The following is a 20,362-nucleotide window of genomic DNA, read 5'->3' on the forward strand; positions in this document are numbered from 1 at the left end:
AAAAAAAGCGGCTCAGAGCCGCTCGGTGATGGTGAATGTTGTCTGTTGCCGCAGGGCGGCCCCGTAGGGATTACTAAGGTCTCCGCTCTGGATGCGGCCGTATAGGGCGCGCATGTTCAGGGTGGGAGGATCAGCCGCTGGGTCTGGGATAAACAGGACATTGGTGCCACTGGCAGCCATGTAAGCAATCTGCTCCAGCACCGGGACGTCCGCCAGATCCAGAGATTCATGATCCACCACAGCCTTGCGCCGCATCCAGCCGGGCGAGATAAACTCAGCCCCGGCCATGCCGGTATTGACCGTCTGCCCGGTGTCCATCCCGGTGGTGGATTTGGTGCTCATGTTGCGCACCGGCTGCCAGATCGGCCCGACATAGGCCAGAGAAATGGCGATGTAGCTTTCCGTAACCGTGCCGTTGGACGTGACAGAGATTTTCACCGTATCCACCGTGATTGGGTTCGGGGCCACATGCACAAGTTGAGCTGGCCCCACACCACTCAGCGTGGCGAAACTGCCACCTGCCGAATAGACCTGAGCGCCGCCATTAGATGCCGTGATCTGCCATGTTGCCCCCTGCCCGAGATTAGATCGCCCCACAAAGAACGCTTGTATCTGCTGGGCTGCTGGCCACTGCGCCTGAAACCACGCTGTTTTATTGGTATCCCCCACGGACCAGAACGCCGCCGTGTTGTTGCCCTGATCCGTCGCCACCTGGCTGACGGCAAACTGCGGCAGGCCGTAATAGGAGGCAGAGCCTGTCAGGGATGCCCCCTTGAGCAGATTATTCAGCCCGAACGCACAGTTTGCCATTAGACCAGCACCGTAAAGGTGACTTCACCCGCGCTGGACCCACGGTAAGACTCCCCCACAACCAGCCCGCCCGCTCCGGTCCGCAGGCCATCCACGTTTGCATAAAGAATCATGTTGGACCCAATTTTGAAATCCGCCAGCCGTGCGAAAGGCAGAGTGACGTGAAACAGCCGCCGGTTTGGCTGTGTCCAAAGCTGATTGATGACGTTAGCCACCACCTGCGCCGCATCTGAATTCTGAAAGGCAGTCAGCACATCCGGCGGGCTGACAACCTCCAGAGTTGGCGCATCCGTTCCCACCGTGACGGCTGAGCGCGCCGTGCCAATGGACGGCACCGCCGCTTTCGGGCTGACATTGCTGCCCGTCAGCACGGTATAATTCCTTGCGTAGGTGCAGCGGCCGCACGTGAATGGCAGAGCAAGTTCCGAGGGCAGATCAGCCTGCCGGATATCAATCACCTCATCCGGACGCACAGCAAGAGTAACCCACAGGTTTGGCACCAGTGACAGGAAGGCCGGTGTGATCCCAATCAGCCGCAGGGTGCCATCCCGGTCATAGGTCAGCTTGCGCAGTGTGCCCTGCAACAGGGTGGTAACCATATCGGCGCCGGTGTAGCTGCTGCTGCCATCCCAATAGGCTCCGGCATCACTCGGCACCGCATGGCCAGCCACCGCATCAAACGGGTCTGCCCAATTTGCCGCGATGGTAGAAGCTGGAATGCCGACGTCCTGCACCAGCACCTGCCGCAGCACATCATGCAGGCGGGAGACGTGCGTGCCATCCGGAAACAGCCCGGTGGCGCTGATCGTAATGGGATAGACCGGCGTGCCGCCCAACCGGACAAACGTGCCCCGGCTGCTTGCTTCCACCACGTAATGCCCGGCTGCAGGATCTGCGCTGGTGATATCCTGCACCATACCGCCGTAGGACCAGCTTCCAGCAGTTGACGTGCTTGACCACGCCCCCGGCACACCGCCTTCAAAGACTGTCAGATTGGGCATAGGTGTTCCGGAAACGTTGCCGATCTGCACCGGCGCGTCCGATATCTGATAGATCTGATTGACGGTATCAACACACACAGGCGTCATGCCTGTAGCGAATCCCCTTAGCCGCGGCTTTACCTTTCCGGAGAGGGTGGACGTTCCTTCCACCCCGCCTGTTCCAGCATAGATTTTCAGCGGCAGGGACCGCGTGAGGGCAGCAGGTGCCGAGAGTGTCAGCGTGCCCTGCGTGGCCCCGGTGCGCCATGCTGACGCACTGCCAGTAAACAGGGGCAGGCAATCAGAAAGCGCCGGGTCTATCCACCAGCCACGGGCAGCATCATAGGTGCGCAGGCCAGTACGGAACGCGATGTCTGCCGTGTGGTTCAGCACATTGCAGGAATCCGCCACGCCCGGTTCCAGATTGACGGTCAACTGCCCGAAGGTCTGGGTCAGACCGGTGCCGGACACGGTGATGTCCAGTTCCCGGTCCATGTCCGGACAGGCCGCCAGATACGGCGGATAAGGACAATGCGCCGCCGTATCCACAAAACCTGTGTCAGACAGAGTGGTGGTCGTGCGGGAAGCCACCGGCCCGAAAGCCAGTGACCCGATAAACATCCGCTGCTGCATTGCTTCACCTTATGCTGCTTGCTTAAATTCCGGGAGGATACGCGCAAGTCTGGCAATGCCTTTTGTAGTTATGACAACTTGCGCACGTGGATGAATATGACCTTCACTGTCACGCTGGTCATAATGTTTATAATCCACGTATCCTGCCTGAGTTTTGTCGGCATATCCAATCCATGGACCACTGCCGCCCTGACGGTAAATCCACTTCATTTCATGTAGGAGTGCGATAAATTTGCGCTCAGGCCAGCCCAGTTCTTTTGCAGCCTGACGCAATGTCATCAGCCCGTCCATGCCTGCAATGCGATCATAGGCTTTTGCCTTGGGAGCCACGATGGCAAAGGCTTCACGAATGATGGCGTTGGCCTGCTCTGTTTGCTGCGTCACCAGCGCGTCAAAAACCCTAATGATCATGAGATGAAAGGCAGGGCTGATCCACATGGCGTAAGCGTAAATCAGTTCTTTGCAAGCATAGGTACCGGGAGAATTCCCGCCGGTCACAATAGATAATGGGCCACTTCTCACATCTGAGAAGTGGGAGATTTCCGCCATTAAATCGCGTGTTGTATCTAGCCGCAGAAAGTTTGCGGGCTTTTTTGCGGCCTTTCCACCAGATGCCTTATGGCAATCATTTAGACAATAACGGCCTTCCGCATCCTGACGTATGGCAACGCCCATGATGGCGACAGGGCTACCAAGGGGCGAAGTGTTTACATGATTTTGCATCAGATCATTCTTTCGATATCGTCCATCAGGCCAAAGACAAGCTTCATTTCGGTTGCTTCACGGCTAGCCTGAAAATCATCAATGTAATCAGGTAAATAATCCTGTATTACCTGAATTTTCGCTTTGAGACCGGTCAGCGTATTTGCTTGGTGCGCCTCAATATTTTTCATTATTACCCACTGCTTTCCGACCAGATTATCCATCTGTTCGTCTGTCCCGTCGTAGCCCAGAGCCGCTATTTCATTGGCTATGGCGAGATAGGCGGAGCAATGGCGTAGAAGAACTGCATCCGAGCCCGATTCCGCCTCAACCGGACGGGTTCCGGCCGCTAAAAGCGGAATAGTCGCAATTCCTGCGAGAAATTTGCGCCTTACTGTGTTATGGGTGCTCTCAGCCTGATGCACTGGATAAAATCCTTCCGCATTTGGTGGTACCGGCATCAGGGGAACTGCCGCCAAGCTTGGCCCCTGATGCCATTTCAATCTCTTCTAAATCCCTCAGAATTCTTAGGACTTCTCCATTCATACTTCGGCCATTCTGAATGGCCCGCTGGTGAAGGTAGTCCCGGATTTTTTCTGGAATTCGCATTGTAAAGGTGCGCGTCTTGGCCACTTCTGCTCCTTGTGCGTTCAAAATGGATGCTGTGTTTATAGGATGCGTTCATTTTGAACGCAAGTGGAAAGTGTAGCCATTTTGGGTTATCGCGATACTTATGACCGACCAAAGAGCATCTCTGACGATTCGTATGCCGCGTGCGCTTCTTGATCGCCTTAAGGAAGCTGCCGATGCTCGCTCACATTCCATGAATGCCGAGATCGTACAGCGGCTAGAGGCTACTTTATTTGAGCCAGAAGAAGCAGCAGACGGCACCCTTCGTTTCACCGCACCTGACGAGGTTATGGAGAAATTTCAGAAAGCCGTCTTTGCATTTGAAGGCTTTGAGAAACTTGCCAGCCAAATGGAAGAAAGTGCCGCGAAAATTCAAAAATATATTGAAGAAAATGAGATAAAATCAAAGTATAACATTGAGTAACTCCTATCAGGCCGCAGCCTTGCTGTTCTGGAAACGGATTTCAGACTGAAGCTGCTGCACGGCTGCTTCGAGCCGCCGCAGGCTTCCATCCAGTGTTGTAGTCTGGTCCTCAGTAATCTTCCGCATGGCGTCCGCTGTCAGATCTCCCGTGCCGATTGAACCAAGATTTTGCAGCATGGTTACAATCTGCTGGTAGTCTGACGTGTAGCCAATTCCCCCGCCATTGAGCGCTTTGCTCAGGCTCAGAAATGTCTGCATGTCATTCTGGATGGACCCCAGCGCGGTGCTGTTGCCACTCAGAGCCGCCTGATAGTCCGCATGCAGATTATCATTGGCAGCTGCATACTTGTCCGCAGCAGACAGAGGTGATGCATCCGACATGCTCAGGCCTTTTGCGTAATCCGTCAGACTGCCGAAGGTGGAGGCGAGAGACTGGTTTGCCTGATCCAGTATCTGCTGCTGCTTCTGCGCGGCCTCCTGCGCCGCCTCTGCCGCCTTGTCCGCATAGGTTTTCTGGATCTGCAACCGTTCGGCACCCTGTGTCTTTTCCAGATTGGACAACTGCTGCTGATACGTCACGTTATCCGCATAGTTATCCCCCAGATAAGACCGCCATTCATCCTGAAGGGACTGGACAGCCTGCGCACCACTCACCTGCTGATTGAGCAGGTCAGCACCTTGCTGATCCCCTGTTGCGGCCATGTAACGCGCCGTCACCGACTGGTCTGACTGGCTCAGTTTGGTGTTTTCATTGGCGATCATCATGCCCGCAATGGCGTTGCCCTTATCCAGCAGGTTCTGGGCATTAACACCGTAGGAGGCCGCCGTGTTCGCCGCATCCTGATATTTCTGCTTCAGGTCATCCACCTGCTGCATCAGGCTTTCAGAGCCAGCGGTTGTGACGTTCAAGAGCCCCGGCATGGTTGTGCCGAAAAACTCCTGAATGGCCTGAAATTTGCTTTGCAGATCATCCGTGCTGAGTGTCTTGCCGTCCAGCGTGGACAGGGCAGTGGCCATGTCTCCTGTGTAGCCATTGAAATGATCAACCGTCACATGGCTGGCATCATCAAACCGGCTGACGGACACCTTCATACCGTTCAGCGTATCCGCCAGCGTTTTCAGGCTTTCAATATCCTGCGTATAGGTGCTGACACTATCGAAGGACGAGGGCATGAGCTGCTGCAAGGCCATGTTCAGCGTCTGGTCAGAACTGTTCAGCTTCACATCAGGCAGCAGGTCTTCCAGCGTAGTCTGGCTGGTTTTCTTGCCCTTTTTGTAATGCCCAACGGCCCCAAATGAGCCATCTGCCACGGTAATTCCGGACGCCCCTAGCACATCGTTAATGCTGGTAATGTCCTGCACCAGACCAGCCGTAACGTCATTATCAGACCGCTTGACCCGTGTGCCTCCGGTGGCGAGTTGTCCATTTTGCGCAATAACGTCCGTATAGGCGTAGTGGCTTTTGGCAAACAGCCCTTTGAAGACACTGTAAATCATCGTACCAATGCCCACTGCAGCGCCCGCGATGCCAGCGTAAGAGCCGATTGTGCCCACAGTACTGCCCAGACTGCTGAAAATACCGCTTCCATCCGCAGCCTTGCCAGCAAACAGATTATCCAGAGCAGATGCCTGTTTGACGCCTGCCAATGCCATGACATCCCCCGTAGGTGCCCAGCCGGAACCGGGCATTGCACTCTGGGTGACCTCATTACGGTAAGCCTGCTGCTGCCCGACGGACAGGCCGGACAGAGACCCCAGAACCCCCAGAGACGCACTGCCGGACGATCCGCTGCCAGAGATCAGGTTTGTTACGTCTGACAGCGTGGTGCGCGTGCCTCCATCGATGGAGTTGAGCAGCGGATTGATCAGCGCAAATTTGACCAGCAGAGACGCAATCTGCGTCTCCACACCCTTGAGCATGTTTTTGAACGACATGCCGCTTGACGTGCCCTGAAGGAATCCTTGCGTAATCCCGCTGCTCAGTTCGTCCGCCATACCGGAGATGCTGCCGGTTACGTCCTGCACGACCTGCTGCTGATGCTCGTATTCCGCAGAGGCCTGCGCGATCTGCGCTGTCAGATCAACATAGTCTTGAGCCTCCTGCGGCAGGATTGCACCATACTGCCGGTGCATCTGGATTTCTGCCTGCATGCGCGCCAGCATGACCTGCCGGGCCTGAGCGTTCATCCCCAGACTATTCGTCTCTGCCTGCACCATCGACAGGTTGTCCTGCAGCCCGGTGTTCTGCTGGATCTGCTGTGCTCGCTGCTGGGCATCGGTCAGGCTGTTGAGAGCCGTCACACGTTTATTGACGGCATCCGCAAACTGCTGGGAGTGCGGGTCAAAGTTTTCCAAGGCCTCATTGTAGGCCTGCTGATAGTTTGTGGCGTGCTGGATCTCCTGCGCGGAAGAGCCGGCCACAGATGCAATGGCCTGCTGAGCCTGTGACTGTCGCTGTACCGCCACCGTGCCATCGTCATATGCCGCCGCAAGCTGGCGCTGTTTTTCTTTCAGGGCATCAGTCAGGGCAGCCTGATCGACACCGGTGCCACGGGCCTGTGTGCCAAACTGAGCCACAACCTCGGCCATGCTCCGCCAGTAACCCGTCTGGGAGTTAAGACCTGCGTCCTGATCCTTGAGCCCCTGTGTAATCTGCTCCTGCGGGGTAAGGGTATTAGCCAGAGCGATGCGGGCGTTCGTGATGTGCTCTGCTGTTTCAGACCAGTCCTTTCCAGCTTTTTTCTGAGTATCCTCCAGCGCCTGCTGCTGCTGGATATAAGCCGCAATCTCTTTCCTGCTTTCTTCGACACTCCCTGTGCTGTAACCGCCGGCATCATTGGCGGCCCCGCCCGTCAGAGAGCGCTGGTCGTCAATAACGGCAGCAGATTTTGCATGATCATTCGCCGCACCTTCCGATTTTGGCGCAACATTGCTGTATGTCTGGTCCTGCCACTGCTTCCCGCTGCTTTCCGCCATGGCAATCATTTTCATGATGTTGGCGATACCGGGTGACGTACCGAGCTTTTCCGCCTCGGCATCAATGCGCCCGGAAATCACCGGCGGAAGCTGAGAAACAACCTGCTGACCCAGCTTGCTGATATAGGCATCTGCGTTTGCACTGCCGGGTGTGGCCCCACCATAGAGAGACAACGCACTCCGGACATTTCCCGTCTGTTTCAGGAAACTCTGGAAGCGCGTGATCCCCTCATCAATATTACCATCCAGCGTTGTGGGATCATATTTCGATTTATAATCCGTGTTGATCTGCATCAGGCCAACCATCTGCGGATGGTCTTTGTTAACCGTCAGAGATGTTCCGGAAACATTCCCAGAAGCGGAAACCGGCGCTGTGCCCGCTGCATATTTAAAATCACCCTGAGCATACTTGCCTTGCGTGAGATTAAGCAGATCCGTAACGCCCTCAACCAGATACTGGCCAATAGCCAGAGACAGGTCTTTGATTTTATCAGTGACTGGATCGGCCGCTTTCCTCAAATTTTCCATGGCACGCTGGAACGGCGTCAGGCTGTCCTCATATGCCCCTTTGGTGGCAGCCGTCAGCTTGTCCATCACCAACGCATAAGCGTCACCCTGTCGCCCGGCGGCCTGCAGGTTTTTAACCTGCTCTACCAGCGCCTGATCCACACCGGGCAGATGCTGCTTATACAGCGCCTCGATCTCGGCGGCCGGATTTTCCATGGCGGTTTTAACCGCCTTCAGCCCATCTTCCAGAGAACCGAATACGGCGCCAATATCCCGCGCCATACCTGCGATAGACTGGATATCGGCTGACGTGCCGTTGAAATTATAGGTACTGCCGATGCTGGTTGCAGCCGTGCGGGCAGTTTCGTCCGTCCAGCCGGGCTGACTGCCCAGATCTTTGGACGCAGAGGTAATGGTGCTGGCCATAGCAGCCGCATCAGTACGCGTGGACCGGAGTTGCTGGCTCAGCTTTGCCAGCTTTTCCGCTTCGCTTTCGGCATATTTACCCAGCTCATACAAAGCCAGACCACCGGCCGCACCAGCCGCGACCAGACCGGCAGGCCCCATGATAAATGAGCCGACACGCTGGATGGACGCGCCGAAGCCACCCATGACCTGCACCATGTTGGGTACCTGATAGAATGCCGCCTGCATGGCGCTGCCGCCAGCCAAAATCTGGTCAAAGAATTTATGGGCCTCGTCCGCCAGAATTCCGACCTGATAGGATTCCAGCTTAGCCAGACTACCACCCCGGCTTTCAGAGGCACTCAGGGTATCATGAGCCCGTGCGGTTTCAAGTAAAGCGGCTTTCTGGGCCTGATATGCCGCAACCTGCTTTTCCGCATCCTGAATAACCGCACTTTTGACGGCGCTATCCATCTGGCTGTCTGGCATTGCCTCAGCCTGCGCCCTTAGATCATCCAGCCGCGTTTCGGCCGCCGTGAGCTGGAGCATGACCCGTGCCAACTGACTGCCTGACCGACCCAGCCGAAGGAATGCCTGATTGCTCCGGTCTGCACCCGCCTGCAAACCTGTAAAGGTTGCGGCTTCCAAGCGTTCCAGATCCACCATTTCACCCGCAGTCAGACCGGCTGCATTTTTGATGGCGGCCAGATCGTTCTGCATTGCCTGCGCCTGCGGATTACCCGCAGAAACAGACGGCGTGGAGACGGCTGACGGGATGCTGACGGCAGCAGCCGGGTTGCTGGCCTGAGACGCATTCAGGGCATCTTGCGCAGCCTTCAACTGACGCACCCGGTTCTGCTCTTCTGTCAAATCTGCCGATGTATGCTGAATCTGCGCATCAATCTGCGCCAATTCCTGCGTTAGCACTGAAGTATCCAGACCGCCGGACATGGCTTTCTGCGCCTGATCCCGCAGGTTTTCCTGCAAGCCGCTCAGGCGCATCAGCTCTTCGGTCAGAGAGGCTACGCGGGAGGTCGCACGGGTGCCCAGCGTGTCAAATGCCTCCACTGCTCCGGAAGCGCCCTCCCTCAGTGTGCGGGTGGCAGCACCGGCAGATGCATTCATGCCATCCAGTGCAGAGGATACTGCTCCCGCCTCGGTCCTGAGGCTGTCCAGCCCCTCGCTGATCTTATCAGTCTGGCGGCTGACACCCCCCATATCAGGAGCCTCAACCGTGACCGTGCTGCTGGCGCTCAGAGACAGGTCAGGCGTGCTGATGCCCTCCATGGCCTTCTGCCCGGCCTGTGCCATCCGGGTGACGTCCTGTATGCCTTTCTCAGCTGCGTCAGAGACACTGTGCAGAGCCGGCACAACCGCTGCTGCTGCATCTTCCATGCCATGCAGATGCTCAGAGACGCCTGAGAATGCGGCCGCCTGATCCTGCGTCTGCGCAATACTGGCGGCCGTGGCGGCATTGGTTTTGGTCTGGGCCTCAGTCTGTCCATCCAGAGCAGCCCGCAGGCCATTCAGAATGGCATTGCGTTCACCCAGCGCGCCATTCCATGCATCTTCTGCAATAGATGCTGCCCGCAGTCGTGTCTGCACCTCTTCCAGTTCACCGGCAACACGGATGATTTCCGTATTGACGCGCTCAAGCCCCTGTGTAGCACCGCTGGAATCCACACCCGCAGACAGCGCCTGCTGAGACTGCGCCCGCAGGCTATCCTGCATATCACTCAGGCGCGTCAGCTCTTTTGTGAGTTCGCCCACACGCGCGGCTGCACGGGTGCCCAGATCGTCAAAGGACGTGACAGCCCCGGCTGCCCCTTCCGCCATCGTCTTTGTAGCGGCACCGCTGGCAGCACCCATGCTGGACATGACATCAGCCAGAGAGACACCTTTTGCCTCCACAGCTTCCAGATTGCGCACTGCACTGGCAGCGCCATCGGCAGTTTCATCACGGGTGGTGACGATAACGTCCAGCTGCTCGACCTGATTTTGTCCTGCCATGGGATTTTACCATTTCTCTGTCAGTATGAGGGTAGGGTAGAGCATCTGCTCACCAGCCTGCCGGTCCTTCCGGCGGCTGACATAGGCAGCATGTTTGCGGCCCCAACCCTCTTTTTTGTTCCAAGAAAGCCCAGAGGCGATGCCTGCACTCCGGAGAATGTAAGGCACGGGCTCGCCACGGGCGTCCCGGCCACCCTGCAATGGCTTGAAGGCCCGCAGAGCTTTGATCTGTTTAAAGCGGCGCATCAGGGACTGCCGGACGGCTTCCACAATGCGCGGCGGCACACGGATCTGCTGGCCACCCACTTCGATTTTGCGGGCATAGGGCATGGTGTTGACGATCCAGACTTCTGACCCACTCGGGATCTGGGCCATAGGTTTCGTCCAAGCTTTTCCATCGACCAGCACCGCCCAGCTATCCCGAAAGGCCCCGCTGCTAACTGGGGAACGGCTGCGGCACTCAGCCAGAGCCCATGCTGTCGCCTGAGCAATCGTGCTGAAAATGTAGGTGACGGTGCCCCCGTGGAGCCGCACAGCCTCTTCCGGCTTACTCAGACTGCCATCCACCCGGCGCACATACTCGGGGGCTGCTGCTCCGGATGCTATCAGGGCATCCCGCTCCTGCCGGATACGATTGCCTATGAGGCCCCGGAACTGCGCCCCATCCATTGTCCGGCTGACCGTCAGCTGGATACGGGCATTCAGCTTTTCAGCAATCGCCATCAGGACACCTTCTTTTTGAACTGATCGACCCAGTGCCGCACGTAAACGCCATCCATCGCCAGCAAAACACGATCAAGCAGGGCCATCTCTGCCCATGTTAGACCATGATGCTCCGCCCATCTCTGGACAGCGCTCCATGGAATTATACCGGGGCGGCCATCAATGATCGTGCCACCCATGGGTATGCTGAAACCTTGGGTAACATGCGGTCGCTCGGCTGAGAGGCGGTGCCATGCCCGCCAGATCCATTGCCATTCCGGCAGTGGGTCCACCGGGACGGCATCCGTCCCTTCAAAGTCCGGACCTTCGAGATCCGCACGATCATAGGAGCCCCATTCCAACCACCAGCCGAGCGCCGCTTTCAGTTTCCCTCAGCGTCCTCAGCCTGCTGTCCGGCCTCAGTCGTGACCAGACCGGCGGCTTCCCAGCATGCACCCATAAGCTCCCGATAATCCGGGTTCGGCAGCAGTTTTTTGAACTCTTCCAGAGATACGGGATGCTGCTGCTCTTTGTCATGAAACAGGCCGCGCACGTCCAGCACAAGGAAGTCACACAGCAGTTCCGCGTTCATTTGGCGGCGGACGGCATTGGGGATGGCAGACACATCACCGCGGTATTTTTCCGCGACTTTGCGCAGGCGGCGGTTCTGCGCATCAATAAACTGGTCGGTGAAGCCACGGCTCTTGATTTCAAGGCCGGGGTATTTGTCAATTTTCTTCCACTCACCATCGTTGATGGCGGCGCTGTCTGTTTTGAGGTCTGCGAGAGTGGCCATGTGGGCCTCCATAAAAAAAGGCCGCTCAGTGGCGGCCTGTGTGGGGAATGTCGATTTTTGCTACCGAAAAGTTGGCGAGAAATCAGGATATTATCGGGATAGTCAGTTGCCGGTGCGGAAAATTCCGAACGTGCCACCGCCGGGGGCGGGGTTTGCCGTGATTGAGACAGTGGCCTGCACGGTCTGGTTTTTTCCGGGAATGGGGGTTTTTGGGTTGCGGATAATGCCGTTCAGCACAACGAACTGATAGCCGATGCCATCATTCCCCTGCACGCCAACTGTGACCGGCCCGGTTTTTCCGGACTGCCAGTCCAGAAACTGTGCGTAATCACGGAACAGATAGACGATTTCCATTGCGGCCTTGAAGCTTCCGAAACGGATACCGCAGGCCCCGAGATGGCCCATACCGGTATCCTGCCCGGAGCCATCCCGCGAGAGCGTAATGGTGGCGGACTGGATGCACCCGGCAGGCGTTTTTCCAAAAATGCTGCAACCAAGGAAACCCTCAACCGTATCAATCAGCGGAGTGGTGGTACGCGGGGTAACAGAGGCGGCGATATCGGTATCAGACACAGACATATCCGAACCGACCAGATCAATTTTCACGGTGGCAGGCTGGCCCTTTGCCAGCGAAATCTGCACCTGATTGACCATTGTGCCAGTGAAAATATTCCATTTCCCGGAGAGGGCTTTGCGGAATGTGAATGTTTTTCCGATTTTGCCGTTTATGATATTGGCTAATGTGATTTTGGCACCATCCCCCAATTTAGTCGCATCCGGGACAGAAAATGTTCCTGGATTAAATTCCAGACCGTTATTATTGTTAATATATTTGTAGACGCCATTAATGTTATTTTGAGAGTCTTGTATATTAACAAATCCCACGTTAGGGAACGTACTGAAATTCAAGCCCGTTATGACATCATTACCAGAATGGTATTGGTTTTTTATTGAATATCCACCAGAAATAGGCGGAGTTGCCGTGGAATTTATCGTCACTGAATTTGTTGGCGAAAAATCTGCCCCCATCACGCCCGCAATCAGATCCTCGTACGTGACAGCGGAGAGGATGCCGCCCTGATCACCCTGCGTGGTGCGGCCTGTCAGGACAGACTGGGCCATTTCCGGGATATCGTTGATTTCGTCCGGCTGCGTTTCGGTCTCGTTCACATCCAGAGTAAAATCTGTGTAGCGGAGCGCCTGATAGGCACCGGTTGGAGCCTGATTGTAGGCTGTCTCCAGCGCGTAATCGACTGCGCTGGTGTTGGTTTCCGCACCGGCAGCATAACCAGTGGTGGCACCTGTGTAGGCCATGTGGCCCTCCATAAAAAAGGCCGCTCAGTGGCGGCCTGTGAAAACAGATGAAGAAGGAAGCGGCGCGTTAGCCTGCCGGGGTGGCAGAACCGCCGGAACTGACGGTGGTGCCGCTACCAGAGGGTGTTGCAGCCGATGTGGTGCCACTGGACGATGCCGGAGCAGGTGTCGCGGCAGGTGCAGGTTTTGCACCTTGCGGGATCAGGCCAAGACGGTATCCAAAAAACCGCTCCAGAGAGAGCGCCATGCCGCTGGCATCGGCTCCAAATGAGCCAAACACCTGCCCACTGCGGGAAAATGTGCCTGTCGGCCCTTCTGGCTCCGCCAGAACGTCATACATCTGGCCGGACTCTCCTTCAGCAGGTGGGACGCTGTCCGGAAGACCTGCAACAGCCTTGTAGGGCCAGACGCCTGTGCGACAGCCTTCCGGAGCAGACTGCGCTGCAACGGCGACAGCAGCGGACGTGCTGGCAGCTACGATCAGGACAGAGCCTAGCTGGTAGGTGCCTGCGCCCGGAGCGGTTTCATACAGAGGGTAGAAATTCATGTGAGGATATCCTGATACTGGTAGTCAATACCGAGAGAAAAGCGGATACGGTTTCCCGACTGGTTGAGGTCTGGCGGGTCAAAACTGTGCTCGTGGTAGTAGAGGCCCTGTGGCAAGTTGGTGGCTGCCCGAAAGGCATTAGACATGGCCTTGCGGCTGGTCAGGGCCGGGAGTGAGCCGGTGCCTTTGGGCACCATCAGGTGCAGCCAAACTGTACCGTCCTCCACGTTGACTGGCTCACCGGCCCCCGCACGGTCAGACGTGCTGGAGGCGGTTTCCAGCACCCAGAACGGCCCAGAAGGCACATCCGGGTTCTGAGCAGCCTGATCCAGCACCCGTGTGCCGTCTGCCTGAGCGGCGGCGGTGGCTCGGGTCCATGCGTCAGACCAGACTGCCGGTGTCGTCATGGCTCTCGCCTCCTGCTGCAATGAGTGTCCAGCCGCACAGGGTCGGCCCGTCATAGACCGGCGTTGCGTCTGTCAGCGTGTAGGCTTTGGGGCCATCCTGCACGGTGTCATCCTTGGCAGGGAGACCGTGGGCCGTGAGAGCGTCCGCCATGGTCTGGGCAATGAACGAAGCGGACCCCATGCCATTGATGATCTGCGCGGCCTGTGCCGGGGGTGCGTAGGCCTGAATGGTCACGCCTGCGCTCTGGCCAGGGCGGCGGATGATCATCGGGCGACCCTTGGTGGCGATCTGGCGGTGGCGCCGGTCTGTGCGGTAGCTCATCGCAGACCGCCAGACCGATATCTGGAGATCCTGTCCGCCGCCTCCTGCGGAAGCCCCCCAGCACCTGAAGCGGCCGCGACCCAGCTGGATGAGCCTGTCCCCTGCTCGCTCTCGGAACGGAGTGACGGGTCACGGTCAGCCGCGTGCCAGGCCGCTTTAGCCGCAATCAGGACCGCGCTGGACATGGCGCGAGGGATAGTACCAGCCTCAACCACTGCGCCGCCCTCTACAACGGGCGCAATGTAACCCGCCTGATAGGTGACGATATATCGACCAGGAGGCCAGAGAGCCGGCCCTGAGGCGGGAGGATAAACAATGCCAGAGTCATGCATGATATCCAGATTGCTGATCTGATCTGGCGTGAAGGGGGCAGCGCCGTGCACCCCAAAAGCCGTGATTTTTGTCACTGGCCAGATCCCCAGCATGAGACTGAGCCGCGCATCGCCCGGGCGGATATCAATCACATCCCGCCAGGAGGCATCCAGCACGGGCCTGCCGATATAATCCAGCACCAGACCAGACGCATCCAGTATCAGACTGTTGAGCCTGCCATCCTGCGCACTGTCAGCAATGCCGAGATCCGCCTTGAGATCAGCCAGCAGTGCAAGCGCCACCAGCTGAGCCGGGGCGCTGACTGAGATTGTCCGCATGGGTCACAATCCTCTGAGAGATCAACTGCCGTTTGAGGCGGATGGCGTTGGCGCGGTAATGCCAGAGAAATCACCGTTGATCAGTGCCTGTTCACGGTAAACGGCCAGAGCCAGACGCTCTTCCGCCAGAATTGTGACCATGTTTTTCACGAAATTGTCCCGGTCCTGGGTAGAGATCGAAACTGTCGCATCCTCACGGTCAAAAATCTGGGCAGCGAGGCTGAAGGCCCCGGTCATGAACTTGCCCTGAGCCATGGCCAGCGTTTCTGCAACCGGCAGACCCCACAAGATAGGCCCTGTCAGCCCAAGCGGGTTGGCGAACACATAGCGGCTCTGGCCGTCTTTGGTCAGTTCGATGCTGGCCCAGTCAGTCGGGTTGAGGATGTGGCCAGTCGCGGGATATTCCGCCAGAGCCGCCTGCAACATGGCGAGGCGCAGGCGGTCAATCATGGTTTCGCCCTTGATCAGCACACCAGTGGGCTGACTATATTTAATGGAGGACGCCATGAGTCCCTTGAGGCTGACGCCCGTGCCATCACCATTCAGCAGCGCGTCATCCTCTTTGTAGGCCAGACCGTAACGCAGACGCCCATCAATATAGCTTTGCAGCATTGGCGCATCTGCAAGGATCTGCTTGGAGGCCATGACGAAATGGGCAACAGTCCGCACAGGGAGCGTTTCAAGCTCGTACTGGATGTCAGACTGCGGCTTAGGATTGGTCGGATTTTCAGAAACAAAATCCGCGCTGTTTGTAAATCCGCTTTCCTTGACGAAATCAATGCTGCCAGATCCGGTATTGCCGGGCATCAGCAGGTCACGAATAACCAGTTTACGATCGGGTAGCTGGATGAGCTGCGGCTGACGATCCGCCACAACCAGACCTGTGGTGCCGGACGTTCCGGTGCTGCTCGCTGAGGTAATGTTTTTCACCTCAATCTGGACCGTCCCTTTCCAGCTGGAGCCACGCGCCATGGCGGCCTTGACTTCATCAGAGGCAATGAAGCGCTGGCCAATGGATTTTGCCTCTTTTTCACCCTGACCGCCAGAGCGAGCACCTTTCTGCTCAACATCCGTGACGCGGGCTGCCAGTTCGTTCATGTTGGTCAGAGCTTTATCAGCATTGGCCTTGGTTTCTGCTGTCACTTCACCAAGGTTTTTCAATTCAGCCTTGGTGGCTTCAGCGAACTGCTTGACTTCATCTGTCGCTTTAACCAGAGCGGTGACGGCGGCTTTGTATTCGGCTTCTGTAGACATGGATTTTTCCCATAAAAAAAGCCGCCCATGTGGCGGCTGTGGCTCGGAAAAGCAGTGAGATGGTCAGGAGAGACGGAAGTCTGCCAGACCGGACGGCAGGAGGCTGTCCGGGGCCAACATGGCAGCCCCCGAGACAGACCGGAGTGTGACGAGAACCTCACTCAATTCCTGCGGCATTTTGAAGGATGGCGAAGACATGGCCGCCTTCATGCCCTCGGGCATGCGGTTGCCTGTCAGCGCCTCATAGGCGTCCTGCAGGTGCGCCAGAAGCTGCTGGCGCTCATCTGCCGTAGGAGCATCATTCCCCTGCAGGGAGGCATGGAAGATTTTAAGAGCCTGCTCCAGCGCCGCCTGAGCCGCTGTGGTGTTCAGCGTGGCCTTTACCTCCCGCCCGCCAGACCGCTTTAGCTCGGCAACACGCGCCAGAGCATTGCTGGGATCATCCACAAGGCTGACCTCAAACAGGTTCGCCTGTTTGATCTGGCGCTTAGGGCCGCCAGGCTCGCTCATTTTCACGGAACCGCCATCCGGCAAGCTGTAGCCGATTGACAGACCACCTAGCGCACCATCCTTAACGCGCTGATAGAGCAACTGGCCCGCATCCGTATTGACGCCGGAGATCTTACCCTTAACGCGCAGGCCCTTTCCATCTTCCTGCACGTCATGCCAGACGCCAGCAGGGATGCCATCACCCCCGAAAATGCCGTGCATGACGTGCATGGGCAGCGTGCGGCCCTGAGATTTACGCTCAGCAATGGATTTTGCGAACGCCCCCGGCAGAATGACATCCCCATGGGAATCCACGTTGCCAAAAACGGAGCCGTAACCCTCAACAAGCCCCTCGGCACCCTCAGCACCAGCCGCAGCCTTAAACTCAAACGGTACGACGCAAACCTCTACGCCCTCAATCATCTTCATCTCCTATCGCGCCGCCCTGTTGCGGATTTTGTGGCAGTTCTGCCGGAGCAGTAACCGGTTTAACGGCTGGCTGGACCGCGATGACGCCAACGTCCGCCAGCTGGATCATCTGCGCCTGGACGGTCAGCGTGTCCGCCCCAGGTATGGGCGGGAGCCCTTCTTTCTCGCGGACCTCATTGCGGGTTTTGATCCCGTTCTGCACCTGTGTTGCTTCTAGCTGCGCTCTGGCCTGACTATCCGCACGGAGCAATGCATCCACATTGTGTTTTGGGAAATATGTCTCCTTTTCTACTGGCAGCAGCAGGCAACGGATGATGGCCTGCTCTATCCGCACCAGCCAGGGCTGAAGCGTGTATGTGAGGAACCACAGGTTCATCTGCTCCAGACCCGAGCCCCATGCTGTGGATTTTTCCATGCGGCCGATCATGACCGGCGCGACACCGAACCAGCGGCATATTGTCTCGACATTGAACCCCCGCGCTTGCAGGAGCTGCATGTCTTCCGGGTTCAGACCGATACTCTCAACAGTCCAGCCCCCCTCTAGCAGCGGCGTTTTTCCCGCATTCAGTGCGCCCCTGTAGTTATTCAGGATTTCCTGAGCACGCGCTGCCTGCGTATCATCCAGCCAGTCTGGACTTTTGATATAAGTCTGGCTGAGCAAGCCGTTTTTCCACATGGAACCGGCAGCCTCTTCTGCCGCCATTGCAGCCCCCAGCTGCTGGCGACCGGCAGAGATGGGGGAAATGCCCATCATGCCATCTAGGCAAAACCCTTTGATGTGGAAGATTTCGGTCTCATCCAGAGTGAGACGCGCCCCCTGATAGCTGTAGGTGTAAACAAGAATTCCGGTATCCAGATCCCGCCTGACGCTCATCCGGTCAGGCCGCAGCGGGTTTAGTGCGATGATGGTACCATTGCTGCGACGAACCACCTGGGCGAATGCATTGCCCCAGAGCATCAGGCTACCCACCATAGATGACCAGAACTCTATAGCTGTCATGTCCGCATTCGGAGACGAGTAGAGAATACGGTAAAGCGGGTGATCACGCGCCAGGACTGATGTGTCATTGCCCTGCCGCTGGTAGAGCTTGAGCGGCATGGACGCGATGGTGTCTGAAATCAGCCGGACACAGGCCCATACTGTATCCAGCTGCATAGCGGTATCAACCGTTACCAGCTTTCCGCTGACAGTCGGCCCACCCGCTAGGAACGTCCCCAGTCGCAGGTCTGTCAGGGACACCCCTGTGACTGTGAGGGCCATGGCATCGACTGCTTTATACAGCCATCCCTTGACCCTGTTCCTGATTTTCATGCTGATAGGATTCCTCTGCGCATAAAGCTACTCATAGTAGTTTTTGCCTGTGGGTTTTTACTCATGAGCACTACTGCATTGAGCAGCGACATAAGCGGGTCGATCTTGAGATAACCAGCTGCCTGTTTGGTGATGATGATGGCGTTACCACGCGCCTCCACCTTGGCGTTGCTGACTGCCCAGGCCATGATGGGCTGCCCGCAATGCAGCAGGCTTCCATCGGCCAGTTTTCTTTCTGCGGTCTTGATAGCGCCAGACAGCGTCCAGCCCTGTGCCACGCCGACCACTCGGGGGCCATCAATGCCGCGCTCTGCCAGAGCATCGACAATTAATCCCACGCCCTGCGGATCAAGGCCAACCATGGCAAGCTTTCCGGACTTGTTTACGCCGCCCAACGTGTCGGACAGGTGCTCAACATCCATTCCAGGCTCAGTTACGATTACCAGATCACCCTGTTTGCCAAAATCTTCCAGCTGCGAGGCTTCGCGCTTACGCAGTTGCAAAACACCTTCCATCACCCAGCTTTTTGACCACTGGAGCCACTCAGACGTGACGCTATCCCGACCAAGGATCGTCAGAGAGAGCAGATCATCCAGACCCCCGCCATCAATTCCGGCCACGATCACGTCTGACCGGGTGATGATTTCATCCACCGTCAGGTCTGGGTCAGCCTGCTGCGCCCAGTAATCCGCGCCAGCCCAGCGGTCATTCCTGAGCGCCAGGCCGATCTCGACATTCAGATGCTGGGAGGCCCAGCGGTTCAGTTCCTCAAGACTATCGGCTTTCGCCTTTGCATAATCCTGCTTTAGACGCTCGACCGTGATGGAACGACCCGCGTTCGGCAGGACCATGTGCCAGCAAGCCGGGTCTTCCCACGCAGCAGGCTCACCCGGCAAAGTTGACGGCTTTTGGATATCTTCCGGAAACTCATAAATGATTGGAAGCGTATGACCCTGCACAAGGCCATCCCGAATAGAGCGGGCCTGCATCAGGTCAGCCTTAAAGACACCACGAGGTGGTTTTTCGCTTTGCGTGGTGATGGTCAGCAGGAATGCCTCCGGCTGGCTGATCATGCCACCACGTATCTGCCCCATCACCCGGCTGGCATCTGATTTCTCGGCAATAACGTGCTCTTCATCCACCAGAATACCAGATGGCTTCACGCCCGTCATGACGTCGGGGGAGAACGTCTTAATCTGGAGCGTTGCCTTTGTCGGCAGGTAGGTGATTGTCTTTTTATGTTCCTGAATGTGGAAGCGTCGCCTTAGCCCCTTATCAAGATCAATCATCCCCGCCGACTGGTCGAAAGCGAGCTGAGCGATCTCCTTTGTCGGAGCGACATCCAAAAATTCTGCACGTGGCCTATCGTTAATCAGCACTGACGTGAGCATCAACCCTGCACCAAGGGTGGTCTTTGCGTTTTTTTTCGGCACAAGAAGGAACAACTCACGGATCATGCGTTGCCGCGTTTCTGGGTCGAAAGATCCATGCAACGCAAAAACGATTTCACGAAACCATTCGCCCGCAGCATCCGCCAGTAGCGGAGTGCCAACTACGTCAGGAATACGCAGACGATCAAAAATTTTGACCGCTAGCTCACCGCGCTCAACATTTAAATCCGGCAAGGATGGCATGAGGGAGCGGCCTGACCTGATACGCTCACGCCAGTCTGGGCAACTCAGATCCCATGTCATCAGTGCATTCCGTTTTTAGTTCCCATGGCTTTCTCCTGAGCTTTTGGGGAGAGGACGGTATCCCATTCATCCGCCATACTGGTCTGTCCGTCGCCATCTTCAACTTTCGGCGCGAGCCTTGAGTGCATGAACGGAGCAGCTTCTTTTGCTGCCGACCATCGCGCGCTGAACGGGGCCTCAGGATCTCTCAAAACAGCCCTGAAAAATTCGAGAGGCGTCAGATGCGTGAGATCCCCAATTTCCGGGCCAGCATAATCGCCTTGCTCTTCCTTTTTTGGGCGTCCAGCACCATCACGCCGGCCACCACGAGCCATAATTTATCTCCTTTGATTATTTGATTGTTTTCAAACAGCAGAAAAAATCTGCGCG

Annotated in this window: 20 protein-coding genes; 1 reads left to right on the plus strand and 19 read right to left on the minus strand. The window is 56.9% G+C overall.

The genetic code is table 11. The annotated features are described in order from the left end of the window. Positions 1 to 12: 12 nt before the first annotated feature. From AD949_RS10475 to AD949_RS14755, 5 genes are read right to left on the minus strand one after another with little or no spacing between them, the layout of a single operon-like run. Positions 13 to 810: a hypothetical protein gene (locus AD949_RS10475; protein WP_048835477.1), complete on the minus strand. Its 798-nt coding sequence runs from the start codon at positions 808 to 810 to the stop codon at positions 13 to 15. Beyond that, entirely contained in the window at positions 810 to 2,423 is a 1,614-nt protein-coding gene (locus tag AD949_RS10480) for a hypothetical protein (RefSeq protein ID WP_048835476.1), read from the minus strand. Before AD949_RS10480 ends, AD949_RS10475 begins: the two co-directional genes overlap by 1 nt. Positions 2,424 to 2,432: 9 nt before the next feature. Continuing rightward, a complete protein-coding gene (locus AD949_RS14580; protein WP_052944542.1) occupies positions 2,433 to 3,146 on the minus strand; it encodes a phage antirepressor KilAC domain-containing protein in 714 nt (237 codons plus the stop codon). Beyond that, positions 3,146 to 3,604, minus strand: a complete 459-nt coding sequence (locus AD949_RS10490) for a hypothetical protein (RefSeq protein ID WP_167334767.1) — start codon at positions 3,602 to 3,604, stop codon at positions 3,146 to 3,148. Before AD949_RS10490 ends, AD949_RS14580 begins: the two co-directional genes overlap by 1 nt. Next, positions 3,537 to 3,734: an Arc family DNA-binding protein gene (locus tag AD949_RS14755; RefSeq protein ID WP_082064646.1), complete on the minus strand. Its 198-nt coding sequence runs from the start codon at positions 3,732 to 3,734 to the stop codon at positions 3,537 to 3,539. Before AD949_RS14755 ends, AD949_RS10490 begins: the two co-directional genes overlap by 68 nt. Positions 3,735 to 3,858: 124 nt before the next feature. Here AD949_RS14755 and AD949_RS10495 point away from each other — a divergent pair, with 124 nt between their 5' ends. Beyond that, the gene (locus AD949_RS10495; protein ID WP_082064645.1) at positions 3,859 to 4,179 is read left to right on the plus strand and encodes an Arc family DNA-binding protein; all 321 of its coding nucleotides are present in this window, start codon (positions 3,859 to 3,861) and stop codon (positions 4,177 to 4,179) included. Positions 4,180 to 4,185: 6 nt separating this feature from the next. Here AD949_RS10495 and AD949_RS10500 read toward each other — a convergent pair whose 3' ends face one another. The 14 genes from AD949_RS10500 to AD949_RS10565 form a co-directional block, all read right to left on the minus strand. Next, a complete protein-coding gene (locus AD949_RS10500) occupies positions 4,186 to 10,077 on the minus strand; it encodes a hypothetical protein (protein WP_052944541.1) in 5,892 nt (1,963 codons plus the stop codon). Between the two features lie 6 nt (positions 10,078 to 10,083). Beyond that, positions 10,084 to 10,800 (minus strand): hypothetical protein, encoded by a 717-nt coding sequence (locus AD949_RS10505; protein WP_048835473.1) that lies wholly within the window; start codon positions 10,798 to 10,800, stop codon positions 10,084 to 10,086. After that, positions 10,800 to 11,141 carry a hypothetical protein gene (locus AD949_RS10510; RefSeq protein WP_244463318.1) on the minus strand — a complete coding sequence of 114 codons (342 nt, stop codon included), beginning with the start codon at positions 11,139 to 11,141 and terminating at the stop codon, positions 10,800 to 10,802. Before AD949_RS10510 ends, AD949_RS10505 begins: the two co-directional genes overlap by 1 nt. Positions 11,142 to 11,161: 20 nt before the next feature. Further along, positions 11,162 to 11,575 carry a hypothetical protein gene (locus tag AD949_RS10515; RefSeq protein WP_048835472.1) on the minus strand — a complete coding sequence of 138 codons (414 nt, stop codon included), beginning with the start codon at positions 11,573 to 11,575 and terminating at the stop codon, positions 11,162 to 11,164. Between the two features lie 102 nt (positions 11,576 to 11,677). Next, a complete protein-coding gene (locus AD949_RS10520; RefSeq protein ID WP_048835471.1) occupies positions 11,678 to 12,889 on the minus strand; it encodes a phage tail tube protein in 1,212 nt (403 codons plus the stop codon). A 67-nt stretch (positions 12,890 to 12,956) separates the two neighbouring features. Then, entirely contained in the window at positions 12,957 to 13,436 is a 480-nt protein-coding gene (locus AD949_RS10525; protein WP_048835470.1) for a hypothetical protein, read from the minus strand. Continuing rightward, positions 13,433 to 13,843, minus strand: coding sequence for a hypothetical protein (locus AD949_RS10530; protein WP_048835469.1), 411 nt, complete (start codon positions 13,841 to 13,843; stop codon positions 13,433 to 13,435). Before AD949_RS10530 ends, AD949_RS10525 begins: the two co-directional genes overlap by 4 nt. Then, positions 13,818 to 14,165, minus strand: coding sequence for a hypothetical protein (locus AD949_RS10535; protein ID WP_048835468.1), 348 nt, complete (start codon positions 14,163 to 14,165; stop codon positions 13,818 to 13,820). Before AD949_RS10535 ends, AD949_RS10530 begins: the two co-directional genes overlap by 26 nt. Further along, entirely contained in the window at positions 14,162 to 14,815 is a 654-nt protein-coding gene (locus AD949_RS10540) for a phage head-tail connector protein (RefSeq protein ID WP_048835467.1), read from the minus strand. The genes AD949_RS10535 and AD949_RS10540 overlap by 4 nt, the downstream gene beginning before the upstream one ends. A gap of 21 nt (positions 14,816 to 14,836) precedes the next feature. Next, positions 14,837 to 16,069, minus strand: a complete 1,233-nt coding sequence (locus tag AD949_RS10545; protein WP_048835466.1) for a phage major capsid protein — start codon at positions 16,067 to 16,069, stop codon at positions 14,837 to 14,839. A gap of 63 nt (positions 16,070 to 16,132) precedes the next feature. Then, positions 16,133 to 16,981 carry an HK97 family phage prohead protease gene (locus AD949_RS10550; protein WP_048835600.1) on the minus strand — a complete coding sequence of 283 codons (849 nt, stop codon included), beginning with the start codon at positions 16,979 to 16,981 and terminating at the stop codon, positions 16,133 to 16,135. Next, on the minus strand, positions 16,974 to 18,299 hold the full coding sequence (locus AD949_RS10555; protein WP_048835465.1) for a phage portal protein: 1,326 nt from the start codon (positions 18,297 to 18,299) through the stop codon (positions 16,974 to 16,976). Before AD949_RS10555 ends, AD949_RS10550 begins: the two co-directional genes overlap by 8 nt. Then, entirely contained in the window at positions 18,296 to 19,993 is a 1,698-nt protein-coding gene (locus AD949_RS10560; protein WP_048835464.1) for a terminase large subunit, read from the minus strand. The genes AD949_RS10555 and AD949_RS10560 overlap by 4 nt, the downstream gene beginning before the upstream one ends. Further along, positions 19,993 to 20,307 carry a hypothetical protein gene (locus AD949_RS10565; protein WP_048835463.1) on the minus strand — a complete coding sequence of 105 codons (315 nt, stop codon included), beginning with the start codon at positions 20,305 to 20,307 and terminating at the stop codon, positions 19,993 to 19,995. The genes AD949_RS10560 and AD949_RS10565 overlap by 1 nt, the downstream gene beginning before the upstream one ends. Between the last annotated feature and the right edge of the window lie 55 nt (positions 20,308 to 20,362).

This window comes from Acetobacter orleanensis, assembly GCF_001581005.1.
GTDB classification, from domain to species: domain Bacteria; phylum Pseudomonadota; class Alphaproteobacteria; order Acetobacterales; family Acetobacteraceae; genus Acetobacter; species Acetobacter orleanensis.

What these genes read in the sequence shown, in the direction of transcription:
- AD949_RS10475 (WP_048835477.1), bottom strand. Translation starts at nt 810, where the DNA reads ATGGCAAACTGTGCGTTCGGGCTGAATAATCTGCTCAAGGGGGCATCC.
- AD949_RS10480 (WP_048835476.1), bottom strand. Translation starts at nt 2,423, where the DNA reads ATGCAGCAGCGGATGTTTATCGGGTCACTGGCTTTCGGGCCGGTGGCT.
- AD949_RS14580 (WP_052944542.1), bottom strand. Translation starts at nt 3,146, where the DNA reads ATGCAAAATCATGTAAACACTTCGCCCCTTGGTAGCCCTGTCGCCATC.
- AD949_RS14755 (WP_082064646.1), bottom strand. Translation starts at nt 3,734, where the DNA reads ATGCGAATTCCAGAAAAAATCCGGGACTACCTTCACCAGCGGGCCATT.
- AD949_RS10495 (WP_082064645.1), top strand. Translation starts at nt 3,859, where the DNA reads ATGACCGACCAAAGAGCATCTCTGACGATTCGTATGCCGCGTGCGCTT.
- AD949_RS10500 (WP_052944541.1), bottom strand. Translation starts at nt 10,077, where the DNA reads ATGGCAGGACAAAATCAGGTCGAGCAGCTGGACGTTATCGTCACCACC.
- AD949_RS10505 (WP_048835473.1), bottom strand. Translation starts at nt 10,800, where the DNA reads ATGGCGATTGCTGAAAAGCTGAATGCCCGTATCCAGCTGACGGTCAGC.
- AD949_RS10515 (WP_048835472.1), bottom strand. Translation starts at nt 11,575, where the DNA reads ATGGCCACTCTCGCAGACCTCAAAACAGACAGCGCCGCCATCAACGAT.
- AD949_RS10520 (WP_048835471.1), bottom strand. Translation starts at nt 12,889, where the DNA reads ATGGCCTACACAGGTGCCACCACTGGTTATGCTGCCGGTGCGGAAACC.
- AD949_RS10525 (WP_048835470.1), bottom strand. Translation starts at nt 13,436, where the DNA reads ATGAATTTCTACCCTCTGTATGAAACCGCTCCGGGCGCAGGCACCTAC.
- AD949_RS10530 (WP_048835469.1), bottom strand. Translation starts at nt 13,843, where the DNA reads ATGACGACACCGGCAGTCTGGTCTGACGCATGGACCCGAGCCACCGCC.
- AD949_RS10535 (WP_048835468.1), bottom strand. Translation starts at nt 14,165, where the DNA reads ATGAGCTACCGCACAGACCGGCGCCACCGCCAGATCGCCACCAAGGGT.
- AD949_RS10540 (WP_048835467.1), bottom strand. Translation starts at nt 14,815, where the DNA reads ATGCGGACAATCTCAGTCAGCGCCCCGGCTCAGCTGGTGGCGCTTGCA.
- AD949_RS10545 (WP_048835466.1), bottom strand. Translation starts at nt 16,069, where the DNA reads ATGTCTACAGAAGCCGAATACAAAGCCGCCGTCACCGCTCTGGTTAAA.
- AD949_RS10550 (WP_048835600.1), bottom strand. Translation starts at nt 16,981, where the DNA reads ATGATTGAGGGCGTAGAGGTTTGCGTCGTACCGTTTGAGTTTAAGGCT.
- AD949_RS10555 (WP_048835465.1), bottom strand. Translation starts at nt 18,299, where the DNA reads ATGAAAATCAGGAACAGGGTCAAGGGATGGCTGTATAAAGCAGTCGAT.
- AD949_RS10560 (WP_048835464.1), bottom strand. Translation starts at nt 19,993, where the DNA reads ATGACATGGGATCTGAGTTGCCCAGACTGGCGTGAGCGTATCAGGTCA.
- AD949_RS10565 (WP_048835463.1), bottom strand. Translation starts at nt 20,307, where the DNA reads ATGGCTCGTGGTGGCCGGCGTGATGGTGCTGGACGCCCAAAAAAGGAA.